This is a genomic window from Virgibacillus sp. DJP39, from assembly GCF_049310925.1.
In the GTDB taxonomy this organism is placed as follows: Bacteria; Bacillota; Bacilli; order Bacillales; family Amphibacillaceae; genus Virgibacillus_F.
In genome coordinates this window covers 1-22539 of sequence record NZ_JBMERP010000061.1, presented here as the reverse complement: position 1 = coordinate 22539, position 22539 = coordinate 1, and the positions used below count along the sequence as shown (strand labels likewise).

The 22539-nt window shown below is 38.1% G+C and carries 23 protein-coding genes, 1 riboswitch and 1 other annotated feature; of the genes, 15 read left to right on the top strand and 8 right to left on the bottom strand.

Going from position 1 to position 22539, the window contains the following annotated elements; genetic code table 11:
• Window positions 1-182 precede the first annotated feature (182 nt).
• Window positions 183-803: a glycerol-3-phosphate acyltransferase gene (locus tag ACOI1D_RS16040; RefSeq protein WP_422502564.1), complete on the top strand. Its 621-nt coding sequence runs from the start codon at window positions 183-185 to the stop codon at window positions 801-803.
• 134 nt (window positions 804-937) lie between these two features.
• Here ACOI1D_RS16040 and ACOI1D_RS16035 read toward each other — a convergent pair whose 3' ends face one another.
• The gene (locus ACOI1D_RS16035; RefSeq protein ID WP_422502563.1) at window positions 938-2101 is read right to left on the bottom strand and encodes a putative glycoside hydrolase; all 1164 of its coding nucleotides are present in this window, start codon (window positions 2099-2101) and stop codon (window positions 938-940) included.
• A gap of 249 nt (window positions 2102-2350) precedes the next feature.
• Between ACOI1D_RS16035 and ACOI1D_RS16030 the strand changes: the two genes are divergently transcribed.
• From ACOI1D_RS16030 to ACOI1D_RS16020, 3 genes are read left to right on the top strand one after another with little or no spacing between them, the layout of a single operon-like run.
• Window positions 2351-2836, top strand: a complete 486-nt coding sequence (locus ACOI1D_RS16030; RefSeq protein ID WP_422502562.1) for a DUF456 domain-containing protein — start codon at window positions 2351-2353, stop codon at window positions 2834-2836.
• Window positions 2837-2857: 21 nt separating this feature from the next.
• Window positions 2858-3682, top strand: a complete 825-nt coding sequence (gene thiD, locus ACOI1D_RS16025; protein WP_422502561.1) for a bifunctional hydroxymethylpyrimidine kinase/phosphomethylpyrimidine kinase — start codon at window positions 2858-2860, stop codon at window positions 3680-3682.
• A 39-nt stretch (window positions 3683-3721) separates the two neighbouring features.
• Window positions 3722-4270 (top strand): cysteine hydrolase family protein, encoded by a 549-nt coding sequence (locus ACOI1D_RS16020; RefSeq protein ID WP_422502558.1) that lies wholly within the window; start codon window positions 3722-3724, stop codon window positions 4268-4270.
• Window positions 4271-4493: 223 nt separating this feature from the next.
• Here ACOI1D_RS16020 and ACOI1D_RS16015 read toward each other — a convergent pair whose 3' ends face one another.
• Complete coding sequence (locus ACOI1D_RS16015) at window positions 4494-5771, bottom strand: MFS transporter (RefSeq protein ID WP_422502557.1); 1278 nt, start codon at window positions 5769-5771, stop codon at window positions 4494-4496.
• A gap of 547 nt (window positions 5772-6318) precedes the next feature.
• Between ACOI1D_RS16015 and ACOI1D_RS16010 the strand changes: the two genes are divergently transcribed.
• The 3 genes from ACOI1D_RS16010 to ACOI1D_RS16000 all read left to right on the top strand — a co-directional run bounded on the left by ACOI1D_RS16010 (window position 6319) and on the right by ACOI1D_RS16000 (window position 9842).
• Entirely contained in the window at window positions 6319-6867 is a 549-nt protein-coding gene (locus ACOI1D_RS16010) for a GNAT family N-acetyltransferase (RefSeq protein ID WP_422502556.1), read from the top strand.
• A 38-nt stretch (window positions 6868-6905) separates the two neighbouring features.
• Window positions 6906-7128 (top strand) — a binding site (T-box leader).
• 96 nt (window positions 7129-7224) lie between these two features.
• A complete protein-coding gene (proS, locus tag ACOI1D_RS16005) occupies window positions 7225-8664 on the top strand; it encodes a proline--tRNA ligase (RefSeq protein WP_422502555.1) in 1440 nt (479 codons plus the stop codon).
• Window positions 8665-9005: 341 nt separating this feature from the next.
• Window positions 9006-9842 carry a DUF1206 domain-containing protein gene (locus tag ACOI1D_RS16000; protein WP_422502554.1) on the top strand — a complete coding sequence of 279 codons (837 nt, stop codon included), beginning with the start codon at window positions 9006-9008 and terminating at the stop codon, window positions 9840-9842.
• A gap of 252 nt (window positions 9843-10094) precedes the next feature.
• On the opposite strand, the gene ACOI1D_RS15995 is transcribed toward ACOI1D_RS16000, so the two are convergent.
• Both ACOI1D_RS15995 and ACOI1D_RS15990 read right to left on the bottom strand, forming a co-directional pair.
• Window positions 10095-10574, bottom strand: coding sequence for a glutathione peroxidase (locus tag ACOI1D_RS15995; RefSeq protein ID WP_422502553.1), 480 nt, complete (start codon window positions 10572-10574; stop codon window positions 10095-10097).
• 110 nt (window positions 10575-10684) lie between these two features.
• A complete protein-coding gene (locus ACOI1D_RS15990) occupies window positions 10685-11659 on the bottom strand; it encodes a rhodanese-related sulfurtransferase (protein ID WP_422502552.1) in 975 nt (324 codons plus the stop codon).
• Between the two features lie 413 nt (window positions 11660-12072).
• Between ACOI1D_RS15990 and ACOI1D_RS15985 the strand changes: the two genes are divergently transcribed.
• The 3 genes from ACOI1D_RS15985 to ACOI1D_RS15975 all read left to right on the top strand — a co-directional run bounded on the left by ACOI1D_RS15985 (window position 12073) and on the right by ACOI1D_RS15975 (window position 13413).
• The gene (locus ACOI1D_RS15985) at window positions 12073-12276 is read left to right on the top strand and encodes a cold shock domain-containing protein (RefSeq protein ID WP_422502551.1); all 204 of its coding nucleotides are present in this window, start codon (window positions 12073-12075) and stop codon (window positions 12274-12276) included.
• Window positions 12277-12421: 145 nt separating this feature from the next.
• Window positions 12422-13108, top strand: a complete 687-nt coding sequence (locus tag ACOI1D_RS15980) for a class I SAM-dependent methyltransferase (protein ID WP_422502550.1) — start codon at window positions 12422-12424, stop codon at window positions 13106-13108.
• Between the two features lie 2 nt (window positions 13109-13110).
• Entirely contained in the window at window positions 13111-13413 is a 303-nt protein-coding gene (locus ACOI1D_RS15975; protein ID WP_422502549.1) for a hypothetical protein, read from the top strand.
• A 35-nt stretch (window positions 13414-13448) separates the two neighbouring features.
• Here ACOI1D_RS15975 and ACOI1D_RS15970 read toward each other — a convergent pair whose 3' ends face one another.
• Complete coding sequence (locus ACOI1D_RS15970; protein WP_422502565.1) at window positions 13449-14381, bottom strand: NAD(P)-dependent oxidoreductase; 933 nt, start codon at window positions 14379-14381, stop codon at window positions 13449-13451.
• Between the two features lie 142 nt (window positions 14382-14523).
• Window positions 14524-14725, top strand: a riboswitch (cobalamin riboswitch).
• Between the two features lie 204 nt (window positions 14726-14929).
• Here ACOI1D_RS15970 and ACOI1D_RS15965 point away from each other — a divergent pair.
• From ACOI1D_RS15965 to ACOI1D_RS15950, 4 genes are all read left to right on the top strand, one after another.
• Window positions 14930-17167, top strand: a complete 2238-nt coding sequence (locus tag ACOI1D_RS15965; protein WP_422502547.1) for a ribonucleoside-diphosphate reductase subunit alpha — start codon at window positions 14930-14932, stop codon at window positions 17165-17167.
• Window positions 17168-17209: 42 nt separating this feature from the next.
• Window positions 17210-18250, top strand: coding sequence for a ribonucleotide-diphosphate reductase subunit beta (locus ACOI1D_RS15960; RefSeq protein ID WP_422502545.1), 1041 nt, complete (start codon window positions 17210-17212; stop codon window positions 18248-18250).
• A gap of 75 nt (window positions 18251-18325) precedes the next feature.
• Window positions 18326-18775, top strand: a complete 450-nt coding sequence (locus ACOI1D_RS15955) for a GNAT family N-acetyltransferase (protein WP_422502543.1) — start codon at window positions 18326-18328, stop codon at window positions 18773-18775.
• Between the two features lie 80 nt (window positions 18776-18855).
• On the top strand, window positions 18856-19464 hold the full coding sequence (locus ACOI1D_RS15950; protein WP_422502541.1) for a TraR/DksA C4-type zinc finger protein: 609 nt from the start codon (window positions 18856-18858) through the stop codon (window positions 19462-19464).
• 62 nt (window positions 19465-19526) lie between these two features.
• On the opposite strand, the gene ACOI1D_RS15945 is transcribed toward ACOI1D_RS15950, so the two are convergent.
• Both ACOI1D_RS15945 and ACOI1D_RS15940 read right to left on the bottom strand, forming a co-directional pair.
• On the bottom strand, window positions 19527-20330 hold the full coding sequence (locus ACOI1D_RS15945) for an ABC transporter permease subunit (RefSeq protein WP_422502539.1): 804 nt from the start codon (window positions 20328-20330) through the stop codon (window positions 19527-19529).
• Window positions 20330-21217, bottom strand: a complete 888-nt coding sequence (locus ACOI1D_RS15940; protein WP_422502537.1) for an ABC transporter ATP-binding protein — start codon at window positions 21215-21217, stop codon at window positions 20330-20332. The genes ACOI1D_RS15945 and ACOI1D_RS15940 overlap by 1 nt, the downstream gene beginning before the upstream one ends.
• A 106-nt stretch (window positions 21218-21323) precedes the next feature.
• On the opposite strand from ACOI1D_RS15940, the gene ACOI1D_RS15935 reads away from it, so the two are divergent.
• Entirely contained in the window at window positions 21324-21530 is a 207-nt protein-coding gene (locus ACOI1D_RS15935) for a zinc ribbon domain-containing protein (protein ID WP_422502535.1), read from the top strand.
• Between the two features lie 56 nt (window positions 21531-21586).
• Here ACOI1D_RS15935 and ACOI1D_RS15930 read toward each other — a convergent pair whose 3' ends face one another.
• Window positions 21587-22417 (bottom strand): hypothetical protein, encoded by an 831-nt coding sequence (locus tag ACOI1D_RS15930; protein WP_422502533.1) that lies wholly within the window; start codon window positions 22415-22417, stop codon window positions 21587-21589.
• Between the last annotated feature and the right edge of the window lie 122 nt (window positions 22418-22539).

Sequence of the window (22539 nt, the reverse complement as noted above, 5' to 3'; positions counted from 1 at the left end):
TAGGATATCTTTGTTTATTTTTTTCAAGCGACAGTACTCCTTACAACAATTGTTTAGTAGCTTTAACTTATCATATCAAAAGTAGTAAATAATAAGGAAACCTTTCCGTTCACTTATCGTAAAAAAGAATACCCTATTTAGTTGATGGAATGATTATAGTACTATAGGAAAGGGGGGAGTATATGCTTTATTTGCTGAGTATAGTAATTGGTTATTTGTTTGGCTGTGCACATGGTTCCCAGTTAGTCGGTAAGCTTAAGAAGGTAGATATTAAGAAATCCGGAGTAAAAAATTCTGGTGCATCAAACACAACCATTTTGCTCGGATGGAAATATGGTGCTGTAGTAGCGTTCATTGATATTTTAAAAGCTTCATTATCGGTTGTATTATTGTCTTATATAGTAAATTTATATGACTTAACTGCGGACATAACAATTCTACTTGTTTACATGAATGTATTCTTTGTCATAATCGGGCACAATTATCCTATTACTATGAGTTTCAAGGGTGGAAAAGGGACAGCTTCATTGGTAGGGGCTTTGTTAGTTCTCGATTGGAAGATAGCTGTTATTTCTATAGGCGCTTTGTTGCTTTTCACATTTATCACCGATTATTTGATAATTGGTGTGTTGTTAATGTATCTATCATTCGTAGTCACAACGTTTTATTATTTCTGGATTGCCCCAGGATTTATCGCATTCATTCTATTTGTTATAAGCATTGTTTCACATAAAGAAAATTATAAACGAATTTTAGTTAAAGAGGAAACAAAGCTATCGAGTTTATTTGGTAAAAAACCGTAGTGATAAAAAAACGTTAGTGAAGCCATCCAGCTTTGCTAACGGTTTTCCTTTAAGCAGTAAAGAAGTATAAAAACTTTCTTTCTGCAGTGCAACTAAGGCTTTCGCCATTAAGGCTTGGCGTTAAGCCAAGTTTTCTAATCAAAGGCTTCGTCTGTATAATCGTTGGAGGCATTCCACAGTAGGTATTGATGAATCCCCTGTACTTTTAAAGCCTTTAATTGGTTTCGTATGTCAGATTCTGTATAGTCACTTTTGTAATTGAAATCCTGAATCCATGGTCTTATGGTAGCAGTTGCTTTCCCGTTTTCACTTAGCTTTTCATTTCTTTGTTTGGCGTCTTTCATAGCTTCAGTCAGCAAATCGTATGGGTGTTCATCTGGATTACTGATGCCATAGGAGAACGGTGCATAGTGTGACGGGTAAGTCATGGGCGAGATATAATCGACATTAGGAGAAATTTGTTCCCACAGTTGACCAATCCCCATATCATCCTTTGCTGTTGTTACTAAACCAAAGACATCTGCCGAAACATTTACAGAATAATTCTGGAGACTTTTTTTGGAATACTCTAAGAAAGATGAAATCAGCTGACTTTTGCTCTGATTATTTTTATTATCATACGTAATTTCCTTATCAACCTTTTTGGCATTCTCAGGAAAACGAATATAATCGTATTGAATTTCATCAATGCCAGATGCTGCAACTTCCTTGGCAATGTCTGTAATATATCGCCATGCCTCTTTTTTGTAAGGGTCAATCCACTTAACCCCTCCATGATCACTCCAAACACTTCCATTTTCCCTTTTTAAAGCGTATTCATTTTTTTGTTCCGCTAAAAATGGGTCCTTGAAAACAACAATTCGTCCAATTGTGTAAATGTCTTCTTTTTCTAGGCGTTCCAAAAATTCATCCATATCTGCTATAACAGGGTTATTGTCTGAGCCTATATCATTAGCGGTTTCAATATTGGAATCATAGGTAAGCTTTCCGAAATCATCTTTTATGTCAATCACAACAGCATTTAAATTGGTGGATTTCAGCAGATCAAGATAGCTACCAAGATTCTTTTCCTTTAATGAATTCCGGTTGAGGTAAATGCCTCTGATTTCTTTATCATTTATTTTTTTAACTGGTGTTTTTTTAGTCAACTCTTTTTGATAGCTCAATTTATCGTAACTGTATTTGTGATTAGTTGAAGTCGGATGTTGTTCTTCTGTAATTTCCTGGCTGTTACTACAACTACCAAGTGAAACAGACAACGCAATAAGTAGTAGAAATACTAATTTATTTCCGGGCAAAATTCCCACCTCCTTTTTTTACAATGTGCCTTTTCAGTCTTTCTTATTAAGGTAATTAGTGGTATGAAATGTGAGGATCAGTTTGTGTCAATTCCGTAAAGGTGTTTTTTTTAGTACGATCGCTAATAAGTGATATACTTGAACAGAAAATCTTTGTCATTATACCTGCTGCTTAATTGAATAGTTTTAGGCACCATCAGGTCTTTTAAAGAACAGATAACAGGTTGTAAAAATGGAGGCTAAAAAAGCATGGTTGATATTCTTATTTGGATCGTAATAATTGCTTTATTTGTTTTAAGTTTTGTCGGGATAATTTATCCCATCATTCCATCACCACTCGTTTTATGGGTCGGGTTCCTTTTGTATCACTTTATAATTGAACGAGGGGAACTAGGCATAACCTTTTGGATTGTTATGGTTGTCTTAACAGCTGTACTTATAGTTTCTGACATCATTGCAAATAGCTATTTTGTAAAAAAATTCGGTGGCAGTAAATGGGGAGAGCGTGCCGCGGCAATCGCCGTAATTGTTGGATCTTTTATCATTCCACCCTTTGGCATACTAATCATTCCGTTTGCAACTGTTTTGGTAGTTGAAATGATTCAGAAGCGAACAGGTAAAGAAGCTATCCGTGCATCAGTTGGTTCATTGATTGGATTCTTAAGTGGTGCAGTAGCGAAAGTTGTCATACAAGGCATCATGATTGTATGGTTTGTGCTTGTTGTAATTTTTTAAGCAGGAAAGGAATTTTGTACGATGATTAAACCACCCAGGGTTTTGACAATAGCCGGTTCCGCAGCTGGAGGCAGTGCAGGAATTCAGGCCGATTTAAAAACATTTCAGGAATTAGATGTATATGGTATGAGTGTAATAACAGCTATTGTTGCTAAACACCCGGAAACGAAGAAAAATATTCACTCACAATCAATTGAAGCTATTGAAGCACAGTATGCTACAGCGAAAGAACAAGTTGGCGTGGATGTTATAAAAACCGGTATGCTTTTTTCAAAAAAAGTAATTGATAAAGTTGCCGAAATTATTAATGGATCACAGGTAAAGCATATCGTCATTGATCCAGTCATGGTTGGGAAGCTGGACTCGAAATTGTTAGAGGACGATGCAATTGATGCTTTGAAGAAAAAGCTGTTACCATTAGCAACTATTATCACACCAAATATGCCAGAAACATCGGTTTTACTGGATGGAAGAGCTTTAACATGTGTGGAAGACTTGAAGCAGGCAGCCAAAGACTTATACAACCTGGGTCCGAAGTATGTACTGGTCAAAGGTGGTCGACTTGAGGGACCTGCTGTAGATGTTCTCTACGATGGTGTTACTTATACAACGTTTGAGGTAGAACGACTTCATACTGTGAATACAAGTGGAGCAGGATGTACATACGCTGCAGCAATAACAGCCGAATTGGCAAAAGGTAATTCCATCCAAGATGCAGTTAAAATTGCAAAAAGTTTCGTTACAACTGCAATTGCTTATGGTTTTTCTTATACAGAGATGGTCGGTCCTACATATCACGCGGCAACACGTATACACGGTGTTTCGCATGAGGTTAAGGTAAACTAATCTGAGTTTTGACCATTCACAGAAATGGGGGAGGCAAAAATGAGGAAAGCGTTGATTAACATCGATTATACCCATGATTTTGTAGCCACTGAGGGCACTTTAACATGTGGCAAACCCGGTCAGTTAATTGAGTCGAAAATAGTGGAGCTAACAGAGGCATTTATCCAGAACGGTGATTATGTTGTATTTGCAATAGATGCGCATGACGAGCAAGACACGCATCATCCGGAAACAACACTTTTTCCGCCACATAATATAAAAGGAACGACAGGCAGAAACCTTTATGGAAATCTTGCTCGTGTCTATGAGGAAAATAAGGATAAGGCCCAAGTCTATTATTTTGATAAGACAAGATATAGTGCGTTTGCTGGGACAAATCTAGAAATTAAACTCCGCGAAAGAGGGATAGAGGAAGTGCATTTGGCAGGTGTTTGTACGGATATATGTGTATTGCATACAGCTGTCGACGCATACAACAAAGGCTTTCAAATTATTGTGCATAAGGATGCTGTTGCAAGCTTTAACGAGATTGGCCACGAATGGGCGCTTGGGCATTTTGTTTCAGCATTAGGTGCAAGAGTAATTTAACTCATAAGTTTTGTTGCTTTTTAATTTTCGACAGTTGATGAAAACAGCAACGTAACTTACCGCTACGATATCGGCCGTCGTGGCCCCGGCCGTTGGATCGGCACCAATTCAGTTAAAGGGTTGGTAGGAAATCAATCTAGCGTTACGTCGCATTCTATACATTTCATGTCAAAAACAACAATTTCATAGAAACAGCCTAAAGTAAAAAGCTAGGACAGTGTCCCTAGCTTTTTGCCTGTTCCATATTTTCTTCAGAAAAGTCCAGTCCAAATATTTCTGGGGATAATTCTTCAGCCTTAGGTAAACTTCGTAAGCGTGGGTGAAGCAACCAAACGACAGGTATAAATAGAATCCCGATTCCAGTTAAGGCGAATATGAGTGTTGGGTTTGAAACTGTTGCAAAATAACCCCCAGCCAATGAACCAATAGGCATAGCTATTGTACCCATACTGGCAGACACTGAACCTACGCGGCCAAGTACACGGTTTGGTATGATTGTTTGCAGGGCCGCAGCAAAAATGACGTTTGTACCACCTATTGGAATCCAGGCCATTCCATATAGGATGATGCCTATAAATGTCCACGGCACAATGGCTGATAAAACCCAACAAATAGAAGCGATTAGAAAAGCAATAATGGCGAAAATACCCAAGCGAAATTTCCCCATCCACGTTGCAAGTAATGCTCCAATTAAACCGCCAATCGACATTGCTGCAAGATAAAATCCATAGATCTCGGCTCCACCATGCTGATCAGCAAAGGCAGGGAGGATGGCCAGTGCACCACCGATTGCAAAGTTCGCCACGATTGAACCAAGTAGAAAAGTAGCCATCAATGAACCAAAAACAATTGAGAAGCCTTCTTTTAAATCTTCAAGATAGTTAGCTATCCCTTTCTTGATACCCTTTTCAGAAGGAACTTTTGATTCATCCGTATGTGGAATTTTTAGCAAAGAAAACAAAACCGTTGCTATAACAAAAGTTAGTGAGTCTACAAGGAAGAGTGTAATAGCTCCCACGAAAGCCACCAATAAACCTGACAGGGCATTAAAAACCATGTCAATTCCCTGATAAGCAAACGAGAAATAGGAATTTCCTTTTACTAACTGTTTCTTGGTTAAAATAATCGGCAAGGCTTTCGACTGGGAAGGATACGCAAACTGTTCAATAAACGATACAATCGGCATAACAACTAAAACAATTTGAACAGTAAGAACGTCGTAATAATAGGCAATAGGAATGATTAAAATTAAGATTGCCTGTAAAACCTGGGTTATAACTAAGGTTCGTTTAACTGGCCAACGATCAACAAACGGTCCGGTTACGAATTGCAGAGCAACTGGAACCAAAGTTAGAAAACCAGCTAAGCCAGAGTAAAATGCACTCCCACCTAAAGAATAAACAAGCCACATTGCAGCTACATAATAGATGCTATCGCCAATGTTTGTTATGATTCTTCCAAGTAATAAAAATAGAAAGTTCTTGTTTTTTAATAGATCCATTGTGTTGTCCCCTTGTCACTTATTACATTAATGTGTTTTCCTGGCATAATACCCATACATATAACGCCCTTTCCAATACTGTTTATCTTATCTAAAGCATATCGGATAGGGTACTTGTTCAAAACGACCTTCAGAACGTTTTTGTCTCCGTCTTGAGGCTGAGACCTATTGGGTAAAAACTGTTGTTTTTTGACACAAAATCTATTAAACTGCGACATAACTGGTATGTTTGTTTCCTATCACCCTTTTTAGATAGCTTAATGGAGAGGAATTAGGAATTGTCGTGAAGATACAGAATTCATGCGTAGCTTTCTTACCTAGTGAAGGCAGAATACGAAGACTCCTGCGGGAACAGCACGCGTCCGAAGACCCCGGAAGAAGCGCTCTTTGCTTCTGAGGAGACTGAGGCCGTGCCCGCGGAAAGCGAAGTGTTCTGCCGGAACGGCGTCGAAAAACTTTTTCACATCGTCACAGTTAATACCAACTGCAAGGGTTAAAAGTCGACGAAGCCTACGAAAAGAGCATAATTTTTAAAGGAGGACCTGGAATGATCTTAAATTTAACGACTAAACTATCTTCCGCCTATAAAGTTCGAAAAGCAGATAAAAACGATGTTTCTGCTGTAATTAACATGCTCACTGGGGCGACAGAATGGCTAAAAGAAAAGGGCATAGATCAGTGGAGTTATCTCCACAGTGGAAAAGAAAATCATGAAATCGAAGCGGCAATAGTTAGAGGGACTACGTATGTCGTAGAAGACATCGAAGAGAGATTAATAGCGTCTTTCAACCTTTCCCCTGAAAAGAATAATTGGGATTTACAGTTATGGGGGAATGGGACTGGGAATGATAATGCTGTATACCTTCATCGATTAGTTGTTGCCCCTGATCAACACAAAAAGGATATTGGCAAGGAACTCATGTATTGGATGATTAAAAATAAGGATCAAAAAAGTGGTCCATTACGATTGGATTGTATAGGGCATAATGAAGTATTAAACCGCTTTTATCAAGAGGCAGGCTTTACATATATTGGGTCACATAATATGGACGGACAATGGTTCTCAAAGTATCAAGTGCTAGATAATCGTACTTGACTTTATATACGCATAATTATATATTTGAAACAATACAAAATGAAACGTTGATGAGGATTAGTATAGTTTGCTCGTTTTTTAAAGAGAGGGAATGGACGCTGTGAATTCCTAAAAACACAAATTGGAACCTGCCTTTAAGTTCGCCATCAAGGAAAGCAAGTTAATCTGCGATGTCGCGGTAATTATACCGTTATCAAGCTAAGTGTACAGAACAAGTTTCTCTGTAAACAAGGGTGGTACCACCAAACCTCGGTCCCTTTTCGGATGGAGGCTTTTTTGTATTTAAAAAGAAACAGTCTAGTCTAACTATTGTAATGCTTCACCAGGTGATTTCAATTTTTGAAGGAGGTTATATAGATGGGTAAGAAAAATAAACAGTTTGTCGAAAAAATAACTGCAATGGAAGATGATTTTGCACAGTGGTATACAGATGTGGTCAAGCAAGCAGACTTGGTTGATTATGGGCAAGTGCGGGGGACAATGATAATTAAGCCATACGGATTTGCAATATGGGAAAATATAAAGAATGAACTGGATAAAATGATTAAGGATACAGGGCATTCAAACGTCGCTTTTCCATTATTTATTCCTGAAAGCTTGCTGCAAAAGGAGAAAGACCATGTTGTGGGATTTGCGCCAGAAGTGGCTTGGGTAACACATGGTGGAGATGAGGAGCTAGCTGAAAGAATAGCTATTCGTCCAACTTCAGAAGCGCTTTTCTGTGATTATTATTCTAAAAATATTCATTCTTACCGTGACTTACCAATGCTTTATAACCAGTGGGGAAATGTTGTGCGCTGGGAAAAAACAACACGTCCTTTCCTGCGTTCTTCTGAATTTCATTGGCAGGAAGGCCATACAGCACATGCAACCGACGAAGATGCATCGGTAGAAGCAGAAAAAATGCTTGGTGTTTACGCAGACCTCGTAGAACATTACTTAGCAATTCCTGTCCTTAAAGGACGTAAAACAGATAAGGAAAAATTTGCCGGTGCAAATTACACACTGACAATTGAAAGTTTAATGCATGATGGAAGAGCATTGCAATCAGGTACATCCCATCATTTCGGTTCTGGTTTTGCGGAAGCCTTTGATATTACGTACTTAGATGAAAATGGAAAAAGCCAATTTGTTCATCAGACTTCATGGGGGCTTTCTACCCGGATTATGGGAGGACTTATCATGGTTCATGGTGATAACCGTGGTCTAGTAATTCCGCCGCGGATTGCACCAACTCAGGTGATGGTTGTACCAATTGCTCAGCAAAAAGAAGGCGTGCTAGACAAAGCGTATGACTTGCGGGATCAATTGAAGGAGATTGCCCGAGTTGACATTGATGCTAGTGATAAATCTCCTGGCTGGAAGTTTAACGAATATGAGATGAAAGGTATTCCAGTTCGAGTTGAGATTGGACCGAAGGATATAGAGAACAATCAAGCAGTTATTGTACGCCGTGATACAGGTGAAAAGGAATTTGTGTCACTCGATGGATTGCAGGACAGAGTACGAGCTTTGCTGGATGAGATCCAACAAAATCTATTTGATACGGCGGTTCACCACCGCAAGGAAAAGACAACTGTTGTAACTACATTTGAAGAGTTTAAACGAACGCTTGATGAGAAAACTGGCTTCATTAAAGCAATGTGGTGTGGCGATCAGGCGTGTGAAGAAAAAATAAAAGAAGAAACAACTGCAACTTCACGTTGTATACCGTTTGAGCAGGAAAAAGTCTCAGATACATGTGTATACTGTGGGAAGGAAGCAAAAGAATTGGTATATTGGGCGAAAGCATACTAAGAATTAAGCAGTATACTGTTTCAAACAAAATATAGACAAAACGAGAGGGATGCGATGAGCATTCCTTTTTGTTTTGTTTAGCGGGTAACAAAGTATAAATCCTTTCTTACTGCATAAGTGCAACTAAGTGGCCATTAAGGCCTGGCGATAAGCCAAGTATTCTAAAATCGAATTACCAAATTTTTCACGGCTGTTTGACTATCTTTAGTAGATTAAAATCACAGGAAAAGGGAATATGAAAATTAACGCAATGTTACTTGGGGAATGGCAAATTCCAGGGTGCAACAACCCTCTTAAACTTGAAAAAAATGTTTTAAATGCGTGTAGGAAGGAGAAGAATAATGAATAGTAAAGAAACAAAACACGAAACGAAAAAGCAAGCAAGAAAGGCAAAACCGTGGGTGAAAGGTTTTGCACGGTTTGGATACGTCTCTAAAGGTATTGTATATATATTAGTGGGATTACTTTCAATAATGGCCGCTTTAGAAATGGGTGGCGGTAAGACAGCAGGTACTAAGGGTGCATTTACCTCTCTTGCCAACAAACCTTATGGAAACCTTCTATTATGGGTAATCGCTGTAGGTTTAATCGGCTTTGTGATGTGGAGGTTAATTCAGATTTTTAATGACCCCGATCAAAAAGGAAATAATTTTAAAGGGATATTCAGCAGATTCAGCTATTTAGTTAGTGCAATTATGTACGGTATATTAGCGTATACTGCTATTACAGTTGCCTGGCATACATTAAGCTCCAGCGGTGGGAGCAAGACATGGATTACTAGGCTGTTATCAACCCAGTATGGGCAAATAGCCATCATGCTAGTTGGCGTAATTGTGATAGGTGTAGGTATCCACGAGTTTTATGTTGCCTATAGTGAAAAGTTTGTTGAGAAATTTAAAAAAGCAGAAATGAAGTCGAATGAATTAAGTGTTGGAAAAAGAATTGGAAAAATAGGTCTTTCTTCTAGAGGTGTGACGTTTAGTATCATTGGCTATTTTATTATTATGGCTGGCTGGACGGCTAATCCAAATAAACCAGTTGGGCTAAATGGAGCATTATCTAAGCTGGCCCAGAAGCCTTTCGGCGAATGGATACTTGGTCTGATAGCAGCTGGTCTGGTTCTATACGGAATCTTCCAAATGTTGAAAGCCCGGAATCGTTACATGAGTGTTCATTAATTTATAGTGAACAAGTAATATAATTCTAAACAGCCAACTTGAACAGTTCTCTGTTCCTGGCGTTTGGGATTTCCGAGCGCTGGTTGCCTATTTTCGAGCACCAACCAAATGAAATCGAGCATCAAATTGTGTTTTCGAGCACCAATCACGTAAAACCGAGCGCCAACCTCATGGTGCTCGGTTTTTAACCGTCAGTGCGCGATTTTCACTGTGCAGTGCGCGATTTCTGGTCACCAGTGCTCGATTTTGCTATTATGAATTAATCTCTTCCACAATATTATCCCTAATATTTTCAGGTTTCGTTTGTGGTGCGAATCGCTCGATGACTTTACCGTGTTTATTTACTAAAAACTTTGTGAAATTCCATTTAATTTGCTTCGTTAACATTCCAGGTGCTTCCTTTGTAAGATACTGAAATAGTGGGTGGGCTTCATCGCCTTTCACATCAACCTTACCGAACATTTGAAATGTAACCCCATAGTTTCGTTGACAGAATTCCGAAATAGCTTCGTCAGATCCTGGATCCTGGTTGTTAAATTGATTGCAGGGAAATCCAAGAATTTCAAGCCCCTGCTCGTTAAACTCATCATATAATTCCTGTAAACCTTTGAATTGGGGTGTGAATCCACATTCACTTGCTGTATTTACAATAAGAACAGGTTTACCCTCATAGTCCTTTAATGGCTTTTCTTCACCCATAAGTGTCTTTGCTGAATAATCATAAATGGTCAATTCGATCAACCTCCTTATTGAAAATAATAGCAATACCAAATAGACTAGTCAAAATGTTGAATTTAACCGGCATTAAAAAGGACTAGGCTAATTTAGCCTAGTCCAGGTTATCATATAGTTTGAGTTGTTTTTTCTTCTCCAAGTACTGCTAATCTCTCCTGTACTTCTTCCTCAGTTAACCCATGTTCCTTCACGTACATATTACGAGGGCTAACACGGCATTCATGTGAACAACCACGTAGATACTTGTGTTCATTCTCCTCAGTACAGATCATCTGTCTGTTACATGGTGGATGAGCGCAGTTAACGTATCTTTCGGAAGGTTGACCATCAAAATAATCAACGCCAACAACTACATGTTCCTTACGATTAATTGGAACAGCAATTCTTTCATCGAATACATAACACTGACCATCCCATAGTTCGCCTTGAACGTTCGGATCTTGTCCATATGTGACAATCCCACCGTGCAATTGTGCTACGTCTTCAAAGCCTTCTTTCACTAACCAGCCAGAGAATTTTTCACAGCGAATACCACCTGTACAGTAAGTTAGAATTCGTTTCCCTTCGATCAGGTGTTTGTTTTCTTTCACCCATTCAGGCAAGTCACGGAACGTATCGATATCAGGGCGGATTGCCCCGCGGAAGTGTCCTAAATCAAATTCATAATCATTTCGAGCATCTAGTACAATTGTGTTATCATCTTGCATAGCCTCAAAAAATTCTTTTGGCTCTAGATGTTTTCCAGTAGTTTTCTTCGGGTCAACATCATCTTCCAAACGAAGTGTTACTAACTCTTTACGTGGACGCACATGCATTTTTTTAAACGCATGTCCATCATGTTCGTCAATTTTAAAGGTCATATCATGAAAAAGAGGGTCATTATGCATAGCTTCCATGTATTTTTGAGTCTGTTCAATTGTTCCTGAAACAGTACCGTTAATACCTTCATTCGCTACTAAGATTCTCCCCTTTAAGTCAAGGTCCTTACAAAACTTCAGATGATCCATTGCAAATTGCTCTGGATCCTTTATGTGTACATAATTATAATACAATAAAACGTGATATTCTTTTGAGTTTGTCACTTTATTACCACCTGTCATTTATATTTGCAAGATACAAATGTTTGGCGTTTACTATTATTCATTTTTACTCTTGCAAGAGACTATTTTACCATGATTTTTATCTTTTTGCCAGTCTGTAATTTTAGTGAAAAACCCCATGAAGCCGAAACTTGGCTGTTTGGCTCAAGTTCAGAATTAATCGACTGAAGTTCACACGAAAGTTGCTCAAGTTCACATCAATCTGGCTCAAGTTCACAACTCATAGAATCTATTTCCCCTAACAGTTTCCCTTACTTGAATTTTTTTTTGCAAAACGGTAACATTAAAGATGCAAAAGGAAATTGGAGTTTGAATAATACTTTTCGATCTCTTTAAAAGTGGTGTAAAAGTATTTATGATTCAATTGCTTTGCACGATATTTGTATAAGGAGGTCATGTTAATGACTGGACAAGTAAAATGGTTTAACGCGGACAAAGGATTCGGGTTCATCGAACGTGAAGATGGAGACGACGTATTCGTACATTTCTCAGCGATTGAAGGAGAAGGTTTCAAGACGCTCGAGGAAGGCCAGGACGTTGAATTTGAAATCGTTGAAGGCGATCGCGGACCACAGGCAGCTAATGTAACCAAACTATAAAAAATATTAGGTTTACCTCCTGCAACAGGAGGTAAACCTTTTTTTCTTGTTGAAGAAAACTATAAATTTTAGTCTTCACAAATTGATGTTTCACCAAGTTAACAAATCTGGGTTATAATAAAATTAGAATCAAGGAGGTTTTTAAATGACTTCATTTAACTGGAAAAAAGAAGCAGAATTGCAGTGGGATAGTCGAGCGCAGTTTTGGAATGAACGCAGTGTTGGTATGTGGGACAATGGAAGTAGAAAAGATATTGTTCCTTTTATAGAAAAACACATGGAAAAAGGCAGCCGGGTTTATGATATTGGTTGTGGTGATGGCTATGGAACATATAAACTGCATAAGCTGGGGCTTGACGTAGTCGGGATGGATCTTTCTGGTGAAATGATTTCACTGGCGAAGGAACGAATTGCTGACGAGGAAATCTCCTTTATTCAAGGTGATGTGATGGATTTACCGTTTGAAGACAATAGCTGTGATGGGATCATGTCAATTAACGTCTTAGAATGGACAGAAACCCCTGCACATGCAGTTAAGCAACTGCGACGGGTTTTGAAAAAAGGTGGCATGTTATGTGTTGGGATTTTGGGACCAACTGCAGGGCCACGTGCACATAGTTATCCTCGTGTTTACGGTGAAAAAGCGATAGCGAATACGATGATGCCCTGGGAATTTCAAAAGCTAGCACTGGAAAATAACTTTACATATGTTGATGGATTTGGTGTTTACCGGGATGGCGTAAAACCACAGAATTATGAAGGACTTCCTGATGATTTAAAGCAGGCACTAACGTTTTCATGGATATTTATGCTAAAGAAAGAAGGGGAATGATAATGGACTACGATCAAAAAGAGATGGAAAAAAGAGTAATTGAAAGTTATCAAAACGATGAAAAAATGATGATCCTTATTTATGCACAGTGGTGTATAAACAATGACCTTGAGCCAAAGGTTTTATATGAACAGGCATATCCGTCGCAAATGAAAAACAGCGCATTAAAAGAGGCTTTAGAGTTAACAGTAACAAAAGAAGAGTCAGAAGAAATCCCTGACTCAACAGTACTTAATGTATTACAGCTTTTTGGTAATAATGACTTGGCATTTATTGTACAAGAACAAATTGACAAGCGAAAGTGAGATTTAGGCTTATTGGTATGGCAACAAATGTAAAACTAGCTGAAAAGTTTAATCAACGCCTGGGTTCCACTCTCCTGCTCTCCCTGTTCTGCCAGTTCTGTATAGAGCTCCAGGGAAAGTGCTAATCCGGGTGTTAATAAACCCATATCTTTTGCTGACTCAAGGGCAATCGTCATATCCTTTATAAAATGTTTTACATAAAAACCAGGTGCAAAGTCATGCTTAATCATTCTAGGTGCAAGGTTTGAAAGTGAAAAGCTCCCAGCCGCACCTGTAGTTATGCTTTCCAGTACTCTTTCCGGATTAAGGCCAGCTTTTTTTGCATAGGTAATCGATTCACAAACACCAACCATGTTAGATGCAATTGTTATTTGATTACAAAGCTTGGTATGCTGACCAGATCCAGCCGGCCCCTGATGAATGATGGTTCCACCCATTACTTCGAAAATTGGTTTAAGCTGTTCATATGCTTTAAGTTGACCACCAACCATAATGGATAGTGTTCCATTTTTCGCTCCAATATCCCCGCCTGAAACAGGTGCATCCAGTGCAAACAAACCTCTTTCACTAGCTTCTTTAAATATTTTTTCTGCAATTATAGGTTTAGAAGTAGTCATATCCACAACATACGCATTTCTTTTAGCATTTTCTAAAATTCCATTTTCACCAAAGTATACAGCTTCCACATCGTCTGGGTATCCGACCATTGTAATGACTACATCAGCATTCTTTACTACTTCTGAAACAGAATCCTTCCATATGGCACCTAATTCCAAGAGTGATTGTGCTTTGCTTTTGGTACGGGTAAATAATTGGACTGAATAACCTGCATCTAACAAGTTTTTCGCCATACTCTTTCCCATTACGCCTATACCAATTATTCCGATGTTTTTGTTTTCCATATTAAAACCTCCTGTTCTCTTACTTAATTTAGTTCGACATTTCGTACCGGTATCCTTTTTTAACAGTAAGGAAATCAAAAAGAATTTCCTTACTGCAATCAAGTCTTTCACCAATTCTAAAAAATATGGTATTGCTTTCATGAACAACGTATGATAGCCTTTAAACACAATATATTGTTTATATTTAAAAGACAAACACTATATATAGTTATAACCTACAAGCGTTGGTGGCCAGTTTAATGGCCTTAATAGGGAATCTGGTGTGAAACCGGAACTGTCCCCGCAACTGTGAATGTGGACGAACGAGTCTAATAACCACTGTATTGTTTTGCTTAACAGCAATAATACGGGAAGGTACTCAAGTAGATTAACACATAAGTCAGGAGACCTGCCAAAGCTTGTAATAAGTTTCAATTCTTCGGGGCCAAAGAATACGAAATGATGGAGAACCTATTTCTGTCGTTTTAACCGTTCATGGCCCTTAGCGTGAACGGTTTTTTTGTGCGCAGTAAAAAAAGTATAAATCCTTTCTCACTGCATAAGTGCAACTAAGTGGCCATAAAGGCCAGGCGATAAGCCAAGTTTTCTAATATAAAAAAAGGAGTTGTTTAGCCATGCAAAATGCAACGTTAACCAGTTGGAAGTATTATACGGAGGAAAAGTTAAGAGAGTCATTTTCTGCACTACCAATTCAAGCCTTTTTAGAAAAAAGAAGTGATGTAAAGCCAACGCTATCAGACGAAGATTGGGTAAACCATCTTACACTTGAGGCACTAGCCAATATAGATGAAGAGAATCCTGAGTGGACATATGCTGCATCTGCCATTTATTCCGAGTGGTTATACAAACAAGCGGCAAGTAACCGCAACTATAACTATCAAGATAAATATGGGTCGCTTTACGAGCTGATTAATGAGGTAACAACTATTGGTATCTACAACGAAGCATTATTACATACCTATTCAAAAGAGGACATGGACTATCTAGGTAACGTTATTTGCCCAGAGCGTGATCAGCTTTTTACATTTATCGGTTTAAAGACATTAGCGGATCGTTACTTGGCAAAGGACTACTCCAAACAAATCTTTGAACTTCCACAGGAGCGGTTTATGATAATTGCTATGACGCTTATGCAGGACGAGCCCAAAAATAGACGGTTAAAGTTAGTGGAGGATGCCTATTGGGCAATGAGTAATTTATATATGACCGTTGCAACACCAACACTCGCTAATGCTGGAAAAAGCTATGGGCAGTTATCCAGCTGTTTCATTGATACGCTGGATGACAGCCTGCAAAGTATTTATGACAGCAACACCGATATTGCAAACTTATCAAAAAATGGTGGGGGAATAGGTGTTTACTTAGGGAAGATCCGCTCGAGTGGAAGTATGATAAAAGGTTTTAAAGGCGCTTCTTCAGGTGTAATGCCCTGGATGAAACAACTAAATAATACTGCTGTCAGTGTCGACCAGCTGGGACAACGAAAAGGCGCTATTTGTGTGTACTTAGATGTTTGGCATAAGGACATACATACATTCCTTGATGCAAAACTAAACAATGGTGATGAGCGATTTAGGACCCATGATTTATTCACCGGTGTTACGTTACCTGATTTATTTATGAAAAAGGTTGAAGCACGGGAAGATTGGTATTTATTTGATCCCCATGAAGTGCGAACTGTAATGGGATATTCACTGGAAGATTATTATGATGAAGAAAAAGGCAGAGGATCTTTTCGTGATAAATATGAAGCGTGTCTTGCTAACCCAAACTTGTCTAAAGAAAAGGTACCTGCAATTGATATTATGAAAATTATAATGAAAGGTCAACTCGAAACAGGAGGTCCATTTTTATTTTACCGTGATGAAGTTAATCGTCAAAATGTAAACAAACATACAGGTATGATTTATTGCAGCAACCTGTGCACGGAGATTATGCAAAACCAAAGTCCAACAAAATTTCTGGGCCAGGAAACAAAAGACGGAAAAATCCTGATTACAAAAGAACCTGGTGATTTCGTTGTATGCAATCTTTCTTCGATTAATTTAGGACGAGCTGTAACCAACGAGGTACTGGAAGAACTTATCCCAATTCAAGTGCGGATGCTGGATAATGTTATTGATTTAAATAACATACCGGTTCCACAAGCGGATTATACGAACAAACGTTATCGTGCTATAGGACTTGGAACGTTTGGGTGGCATCATTTATTAGCGCTTAAACGAGTGAAATGGGAAAGCAATGAAGCGGTTAGATACGCAGATAGTTTATATGAAACCATCGCCTATTTAACGATTCAGGCAAGTGTTAATCTTGCCAAGGAGAAAGGTGCATACCCATTATATGAAGGTTCGGAATGGCAAACAGGAAAGTATTTTGAACGAAAAGGATATATGGATGATAAAACTTCTGACTTGGATTGGGATCAACTAAAACAGGAAACCAAAGAACATGGCATTCGAAACAGTTATTTAATGGCTGTCGCGCCAAATTCCTCAACTTCTTTGATTGCTGGAAGTTCTGCAAGCATTGACCCGATTTTCAGGAAGTTTTACTCAGAGGAGAAAAAGGACTTTAAAATTCCAGTAACAGCACCTGATCTAAATGCGGAAACAACCTGGTATTATAAATCTGCCTATTTACTTGATCAAAGATGGAGTGTCAGGCAAAACGCTGCAAGGCAAAAACATATTGATCAGGGAATCTCATTTAATATTTATGTGCCAAATGGAGTACAAGCCCGCGAGCTGTTGGAGATTCATTTACAAGCATGGAAATCAGGTTTTAAAACAACCTATTATTTACGGTCAACATCATCGGAAATCGACGAATGTGAATCATGTTCAAGTTAAGTATGGAATCATCATACGGAGCACACATTAAGGAGGAGAATCATGTCATCGATAAATATGCGTACAATCATGGACAAGGACGCGCCAAATCAATCGACAAAAATTATTAACGGCTCGAGTTCAAATATCTTAAATTGGGATGACGTCAGGTTTTCCTGGGCGTACCCAAAGTATAAAAAAATGTTGGGCAATTTTTGGACGCCGTTTGAAATAAACATGGGACAAGACCGAAAACAAATGCAAACACTTACGGATGATGAACAGGATGCTTTTCTCAAAATTATTGGTTTATTGGCGTTACTGGACAGCATCCAAACAGATTATGCAGGGAAAGTAGCAGATTACCTGACTGATTCAAGTTTAAACGCGTTGATGATTATTTTGGCACAACAGGAAGTAATCCATAATCATTCATATTCCTATGTGTTATCAAGTCTAGTCTCTAAAACAAAACAGGATGAAGTTTTTGATTTTTGGCGGAGTGAACCTGTCCTGGAAAAACGTAATGACTTTATCACAAAAGGGTATGCTGAATTTGTGGAAAATCCATCCGTAGAAAGCCTGTTAAAGTCAATTGTTTACGATGTTATCCTTGAAGGACTGTTCTTCTATTCAGGATTCGCATTTTTTTATCATTTAGCCCGAAATCAAAAAATGATGGCAACTTCAACCATGATTAATTATATTAACAGGGATGAACAAATTCATGTTGACTTGTTTGTAAAAATATACAAAGAAATACTTGTTGAATACCCAGACTATGATTCAGAGGATATGAATGATTTCGTACAACAAACCTTTCACGAAGCGGTTAAGCTTGAAATAGAATGGGCAAATTACATCATCGGTGACCGCATTACTGGCATTGATATAAAAGATGTGGAATCATATATTAAGTTCTATGCTAATGTAAGGTGCAAACAGCTTGGTTACGAACGGCCTTACCCCGAATACCGTAAAAATCCTTTACGCTGGATTAAAGCGTATGAAGAAGTGGACTTAGGTAAGTCTGATTTTTTTGAACAAAAACCAAGACAATATACAAAAGTAAATTACAGTGATAACGGATTTGATGATCTATAAGTATAAAAAGCAGTTCTTCGCGTAGGAGCTGCTTTTCTGCTATTATGAAAAGAAAAAAAGGGATGAGTAAGTAGTATGGAATGGCATATAAAAGACTTTCAAGCATTATCAAATGACGAGTTATACAATATTATGAAGGCAAGAGTAGACGTGTTTGTAGTAGAGCAGGAATGTGCCTACGAAGAAATAGACGGACATGATCAGGAAGCTGTTCATTACTTTTTGACAGTTAATGATGAAATTGCAGCATATGTCCGTATTTTACCAACTAAATCAAAATATGATGAAGCGTCAATCGGTCGTGTATTGGTAACGAAGCCACACCGAGGTAAAGGATACGGTAAATTAGTGATGGAAAATGCGATTCAATATATAACAAATGAATGGAATGAAAACCGTATTAAAATTCAGGCGCAAAATTACCTGCATAAATTTTATTCAGAATTAGGATTTATTCAAAAATCAGAAATATATCTTGATGATAATATTCCCCACATTGACATGATTTGGGGTAATAACCAATAGGTTTAAACCGCATGAATACTGGTCATTTGCGCAAATTATAGGTAGTAGCAATTTGCATCTATATTGGAGGGGAAAGACCAATGTTAACTAGACAACAGGTATCAGGATTTAAAAATCAATTAGTCCATAGACAATCAGAATTGTTCCGTTTAAGGGAATCGGATGGACAATATTCAATACGACTACAAGAACTATCTAATTATGATAATCATCCAGCTGATACGGGTACAGAATTATTCAGTATGGAAAGGGATCAGGCGTTATCGCAGCACACTGAAGTTGAACTAAAAGAAATAAATGAAGCTTTGTCTGCGATAGAAGAAGGGACATATGGGATTTGCAGTACGTGTGGCAGTGACATACCAGTCGAGCGGTTAGAAGCAGTTCCAACTGCTGACAGATGTGTTGCACATGCTAAACACGACACATTTGTTGAATACCGTCCGGTTGAGGAAGATATTATGACCACTAATCTGCATGACCACACAAATGAAACGCAAACAGGGTTTGACAGAGAAGATGCGTGGCAGGAAGTTGAAAGGTATGGTTCATCAGACTCTCCTTCAGACTTTTATGACGATCATGAAGATTATGATGACATGTATTACAATAGTGATGAAAGTGTTGGAACAGTGGAGGATATAGAAGGTATTGCAACAGCCACGTTTGATGGACACAGTTCTGAATAATTGAGGAGTTTGTCATTGCTAACAAACTCCTGGTTGGAAAGTAAGGGTTCCAACCTACATAATTAAAGAGGAAGGTCTCTATTTTTAAAAATAAAGATGGCGACGGTATAAAGAATGATACCAGCTATTCCCAACCCCAAGCTAATTGGTAAAATATCCACGTTTCCCTCTGCAATCCCAGTTGCGTCAAATGTAGTAAAGATAGTGAAGTATTGTAACCAATCAAGTTTGTCACTGATTTTTGCCAGCATGTCGACCGCAAAGAATATAAATGAAAGACCTCCAGATACGGCAAGTGCCCTCTTTTCATCGTTGAATATACAAGAAAATAAAAAGCAATAGCTACTGATTGCAAAAAATAGTAAAAAGGTGACCACATTCAGTTTGATAAATGAGCCTGCATCAAAATTACCTTCTTGTATAAATTGCTCAGCTCCTATTACACCAGTTAACGTAGTGGTTGTAATGATTACTCCTAACCCAATGATAATGACAGACATCTGTGTTAAAGCGATTTTTGTGCGCGAAAGACCACTTGACAATAAATACGCCATAGAACCCCGGTCTACTAAACGTGCTATTAGTTGTGTGGCAGTTGTGACAGAAAAAATCAATAAAATGACAATAAATAGCAGACCGTAATATTCCCCAGCGACAAAACCACTCATACTGGATATTCCAGCATGTAAGCCAAATGCTTTCATGTAACTATCTGGCAAAGTCTCAAACATCGTTTCAAAAAATTTGGAATCCGCAATATAAGGATAAATCCAAATAATCATTACTAAATAAAAGATGGATCCAAGTGTGAAGCTACCTATCGACTTCGCATTATTTTTCATCATTACCGTAAATAGGGAGCCCATTATTGATCACCTTCCCTGCTGTAGAAATGCATAAAGATATCCTCGAGATTTTGACGCTGAATATCAATACTGGTAATACCGCAGTGACTAATGGTTTTGATGAATGTTTCGTAATCACCCTGAACAGCAATTTGAGCTTGATGTCCGTCTACTTGTATGACGTCAAGATTACTGTTTTTCAGACTGATAATATCCTCATCAGTTTTGACGGTAACCTGAAAAACCTTCCGCTGTATGGCTTGCAGTTTTCGAATGTCTTCTACTGCAACTAATTTTCCATCCTTAATAATTCCAACGCGGTCACTCGTCCGGTCAATCTCAGAAAAACTATGGGAGGACATCAAAATTGTTTTTCCATTTTCTTTTTCTTCTTTAATTAAATCAACAAATGTATTTTGCATTAAAGGGTCTAAGCCACTAGTGGGTTCATCTAAAATAAGTACCGCGGGATCGTGCATAAAAGCGGCGACAATGCCGATCTTTTGCTTCATACCTTTAGACATCTTTCGAATAGGTGTTTTTGCGTCCAACTGAAAGCGTTCGATTAATTCTTTTTGTCGGCTCGTATCTTTTAATTTTCTCATCCCTGCCAAAAGCATGAGGAATTCCTGTCCACTCATTCCTTCTAGGAAGGCTGTTTCTCCCGGAAGATAGCCAACGGATTTTTGTATTTCTGAACTATTTTTCCAGCAATCTACACCGTTGATTGTTGTTGTCCCTTCCGTAGGTCGCATGAAGCCCATGATGTGCCGGATTGTTGTTGATTTTCCTGCGCCATTTGGACCCAAGAATCCGAATACTTCACCATCTGCAATGTCAAAGGATACATCAAATATTCCTTTGCCGTTTGGAAATTGCTTCGTCAGACCCTGAATTGAAATTGGCATACGTCACATCCTTTTCATTTCAAGTTATTGCTTCTGACTAATAATTTTACTACAATTTTGAAACAAAAGATAACAGTTACCGTATAAAAAATAAAGGGTGATATTTTTGGGAGAATCGAACGGTTGTTTAAAGTGTGGAAGTAAAGATGCTGATCAAAAAGAGGTCTCAATGTCAGGCACAGGTCTGTCAAAAATGTTTGATGTTCAACACAATCAATTTATTGTTATTTACTGTAAGAATTGTGGGTACTCTGAATTTTACAACAAAAAAAGTTCAGCAGGCAGCAACATACTTGATTTATTTTTTGGTTAAGAAAAACCTCTTGTCAATTATCTGGCAAGAGATTTTTCTTCGTTCTTATAGCTTGCTTAAAGTCCAAACATTCTACTAAATGGTGTGAACCTTAAAGCTGACGCAAATATGGACTGTAAAACAAATAAAGTGACCAGGATATTCAACATGTAAAGGATGATCAGTAAATAAATTCGGTCAATTCCTGATACCGCTTGCTCAAGTAGAATAAATGTTGGGATAAGTAAAATGGAACCAACAACACTAACAACTATCGCGACAAGTCCAATAGAATATAAACTAATAAACATAAGGATATAACCGACTACCAGCAGTAAAGAAAAAGGTATTAAGTAACCACCATATTTAGCAACAATTGATTGGAAAGAATAGTCACTGGTTGTAAGCTTTAAGCCCGCAAACGTTAAGGACGCCATAATAGCAAATAAAATGATGAATTTTAGAAAAGGCCACAGGAATCCATCTGTAAAAGGTAATGATTGAACTTTCGGCCGTCCCCCCAACATACCATTGCCAGCAGTACCTAAAAACGTATTGATAAAGCTATCAACTAATAGGTAGTAACCTAAAGCAAAAAGAAATGAATAAAGGGAGATAGAAATGATACCAGATAAAAAGTCATTCCCGTTTGCCCGTGTTACTTCGCTTGGTTTTTTAACAATCGTAAGGAAAAAGTGACTGAAATTAGCAGATGATTCTTTTAATTTCTCTAAAGTTTCATTTGATTGGATGGAGTCATCCGTATATTCTTGCGTTTGTTGCTCGAATTCTGACTCATCTTTTATTGGTTCTTCAGTAACTGGAGAATCACCTGTTGGAATTGATGCACCACAATTGGTACAGAACTTTCCTTGTTCTGTTTCCTGGTAGCAATTAGGGCATTGCATTAAAATTCACTTCCTTTTGTAAGTAATTATTAAGAGGAATTACTCTATATATGTTATATGTTTCGACATTCTCCGGCAATATCCCTTGTTTTATAAAAAATGTCCCATAAATAATATAATAC

Excerpts from the sequence above, each read along its gene's own strand:
- ACOI1D_RS16040 (WP_422502564.1), top strand. The coding sequence starts at position 183 with ATGCTTTATTTGCTGAGTATAGTAATTGGTTATTTGTTTGGCTGTGCA.
- ACOI1D_RS16030 (WP_422502562.1), top strand. The coding sequence starts at position 2,351 with ATGGTTGATATTCTTATTTGGATCGTAATAATTGCTTTATTTGTTTTA.
- thiD (WP_422502561.1), top strand. The coding sequence starts at position 2,858 with ATGATTAAACCACCCAGGGTTTTGACAATAGCCGGTTCCGCAGCTGGA.
- ACOI1D_RS16020 (WP_422502558.1), top strand. The coding sequence starts at position 3,722 with ATGAGGAAAGCGTTGATTAACATCGATTATACCCATGATTTTGTAGCC.
- ACOI1D_RS16015 (WP_422502557.1), bottom strand. The coding sequence starts at position 5,771 with ATGGATCTATTAAAAAACAAGAACTTTCTATTTTTATTACTTGGAAGA.
- ACOI1D_RS16010 (WP_422502556.1), top strand. The coding sequence starts at position 6,319 with ATGATCTTAAATTTAACGACTAAACTATCTTCCGCCTATAAAGTTCGA.
- proS (WP_422502555.1), top strand. The coding sequence starts at position 7,225 with ATGGGTAAGAAAAATAAACAGTTTGTCGAAAAAATAACTGCAATGGAA.
- ACOI1D_RS16000 (WP_422502554.1), top strand. The coding sequence starts at position 9,006 with ATGAATAGTAAAGAAACAAAACACGAAACGAAAAAGCAAGCAAGAAAG.
- ACOI1D_RS15985 (WP_422502551.1), top strand. The coding sequence starts at position 12,073 with ATGTTAATGACTGGACAAGTAAAATGGTTTAACGCGGACAAAGGATTC.
- ACOI1D_RS15980 (WP_422502550.1), top strand. The coding sequence starts at position 12,422 with ATGACTTCATTTAACTGGAAAAAAGAAGCAGAATTGCAGTGGGATAGT.
- ACOI1D_RS15975 (WP_422502549.1), top strand. The coding sequence starts at position 13,111 with ATGGACTACGATCAAAAAGAGATGGAAAAAAGAGTAATTGAAAGTTAT.
- ACOI1D_RS15965 (WP_422502547.1), top strand. The coding sequence starts at position 14,930 with ATGCAAAATGCAACGTTAACCAGTTGGAAGTATTATACGGAGGAAAAG.
- ACOI1D_RS15960 (WP_422502545.1), top strand. The coding sequence starts at position 17,210 with ATGTCATCGATAAATATGCGTACAATCATGGACAAGGACGCGCCAAAT.
- ACOI1D_RS15955 (WP_422502543.1), top strand. The coding sequence starts at position 18,326 with ATGGAATGGCATATAAAAGACTTTCAAGCATTATCAAATGACGAGTTA.
- ACOI1D_RS15950 (WP_422502541.1), top strand. The coding sequence starts at position 18,856 with ATGTTAACTAGACAACAGGTATCAGGATTTAAAAATCAATTAGTCCAT.
- ACOI1D_RS15945 (WP_422502539.1), bottom strand. The coding sequence starts at position 20,330 with ATGGGCTCCCTATTTACGGTAATGATGAAAAATAATGCGAAGTCGATA.
- ACOI1D_RS15940 (WP_422502537.1), bottom strand. The coding sequence starts at position 21,217 with ATGCCAATTTCAATTCAGGGTCTGACGAAGCAATTTCCAAACGGCAAA.
- ACOI1D_RS15930 (WP_422502533.1), bottom strand. The coding sequence starts at position 22,417 with ATGCAATGCCCTAATTGCTACCAGGAAACAGAACAAGGAAAGTTCTGT.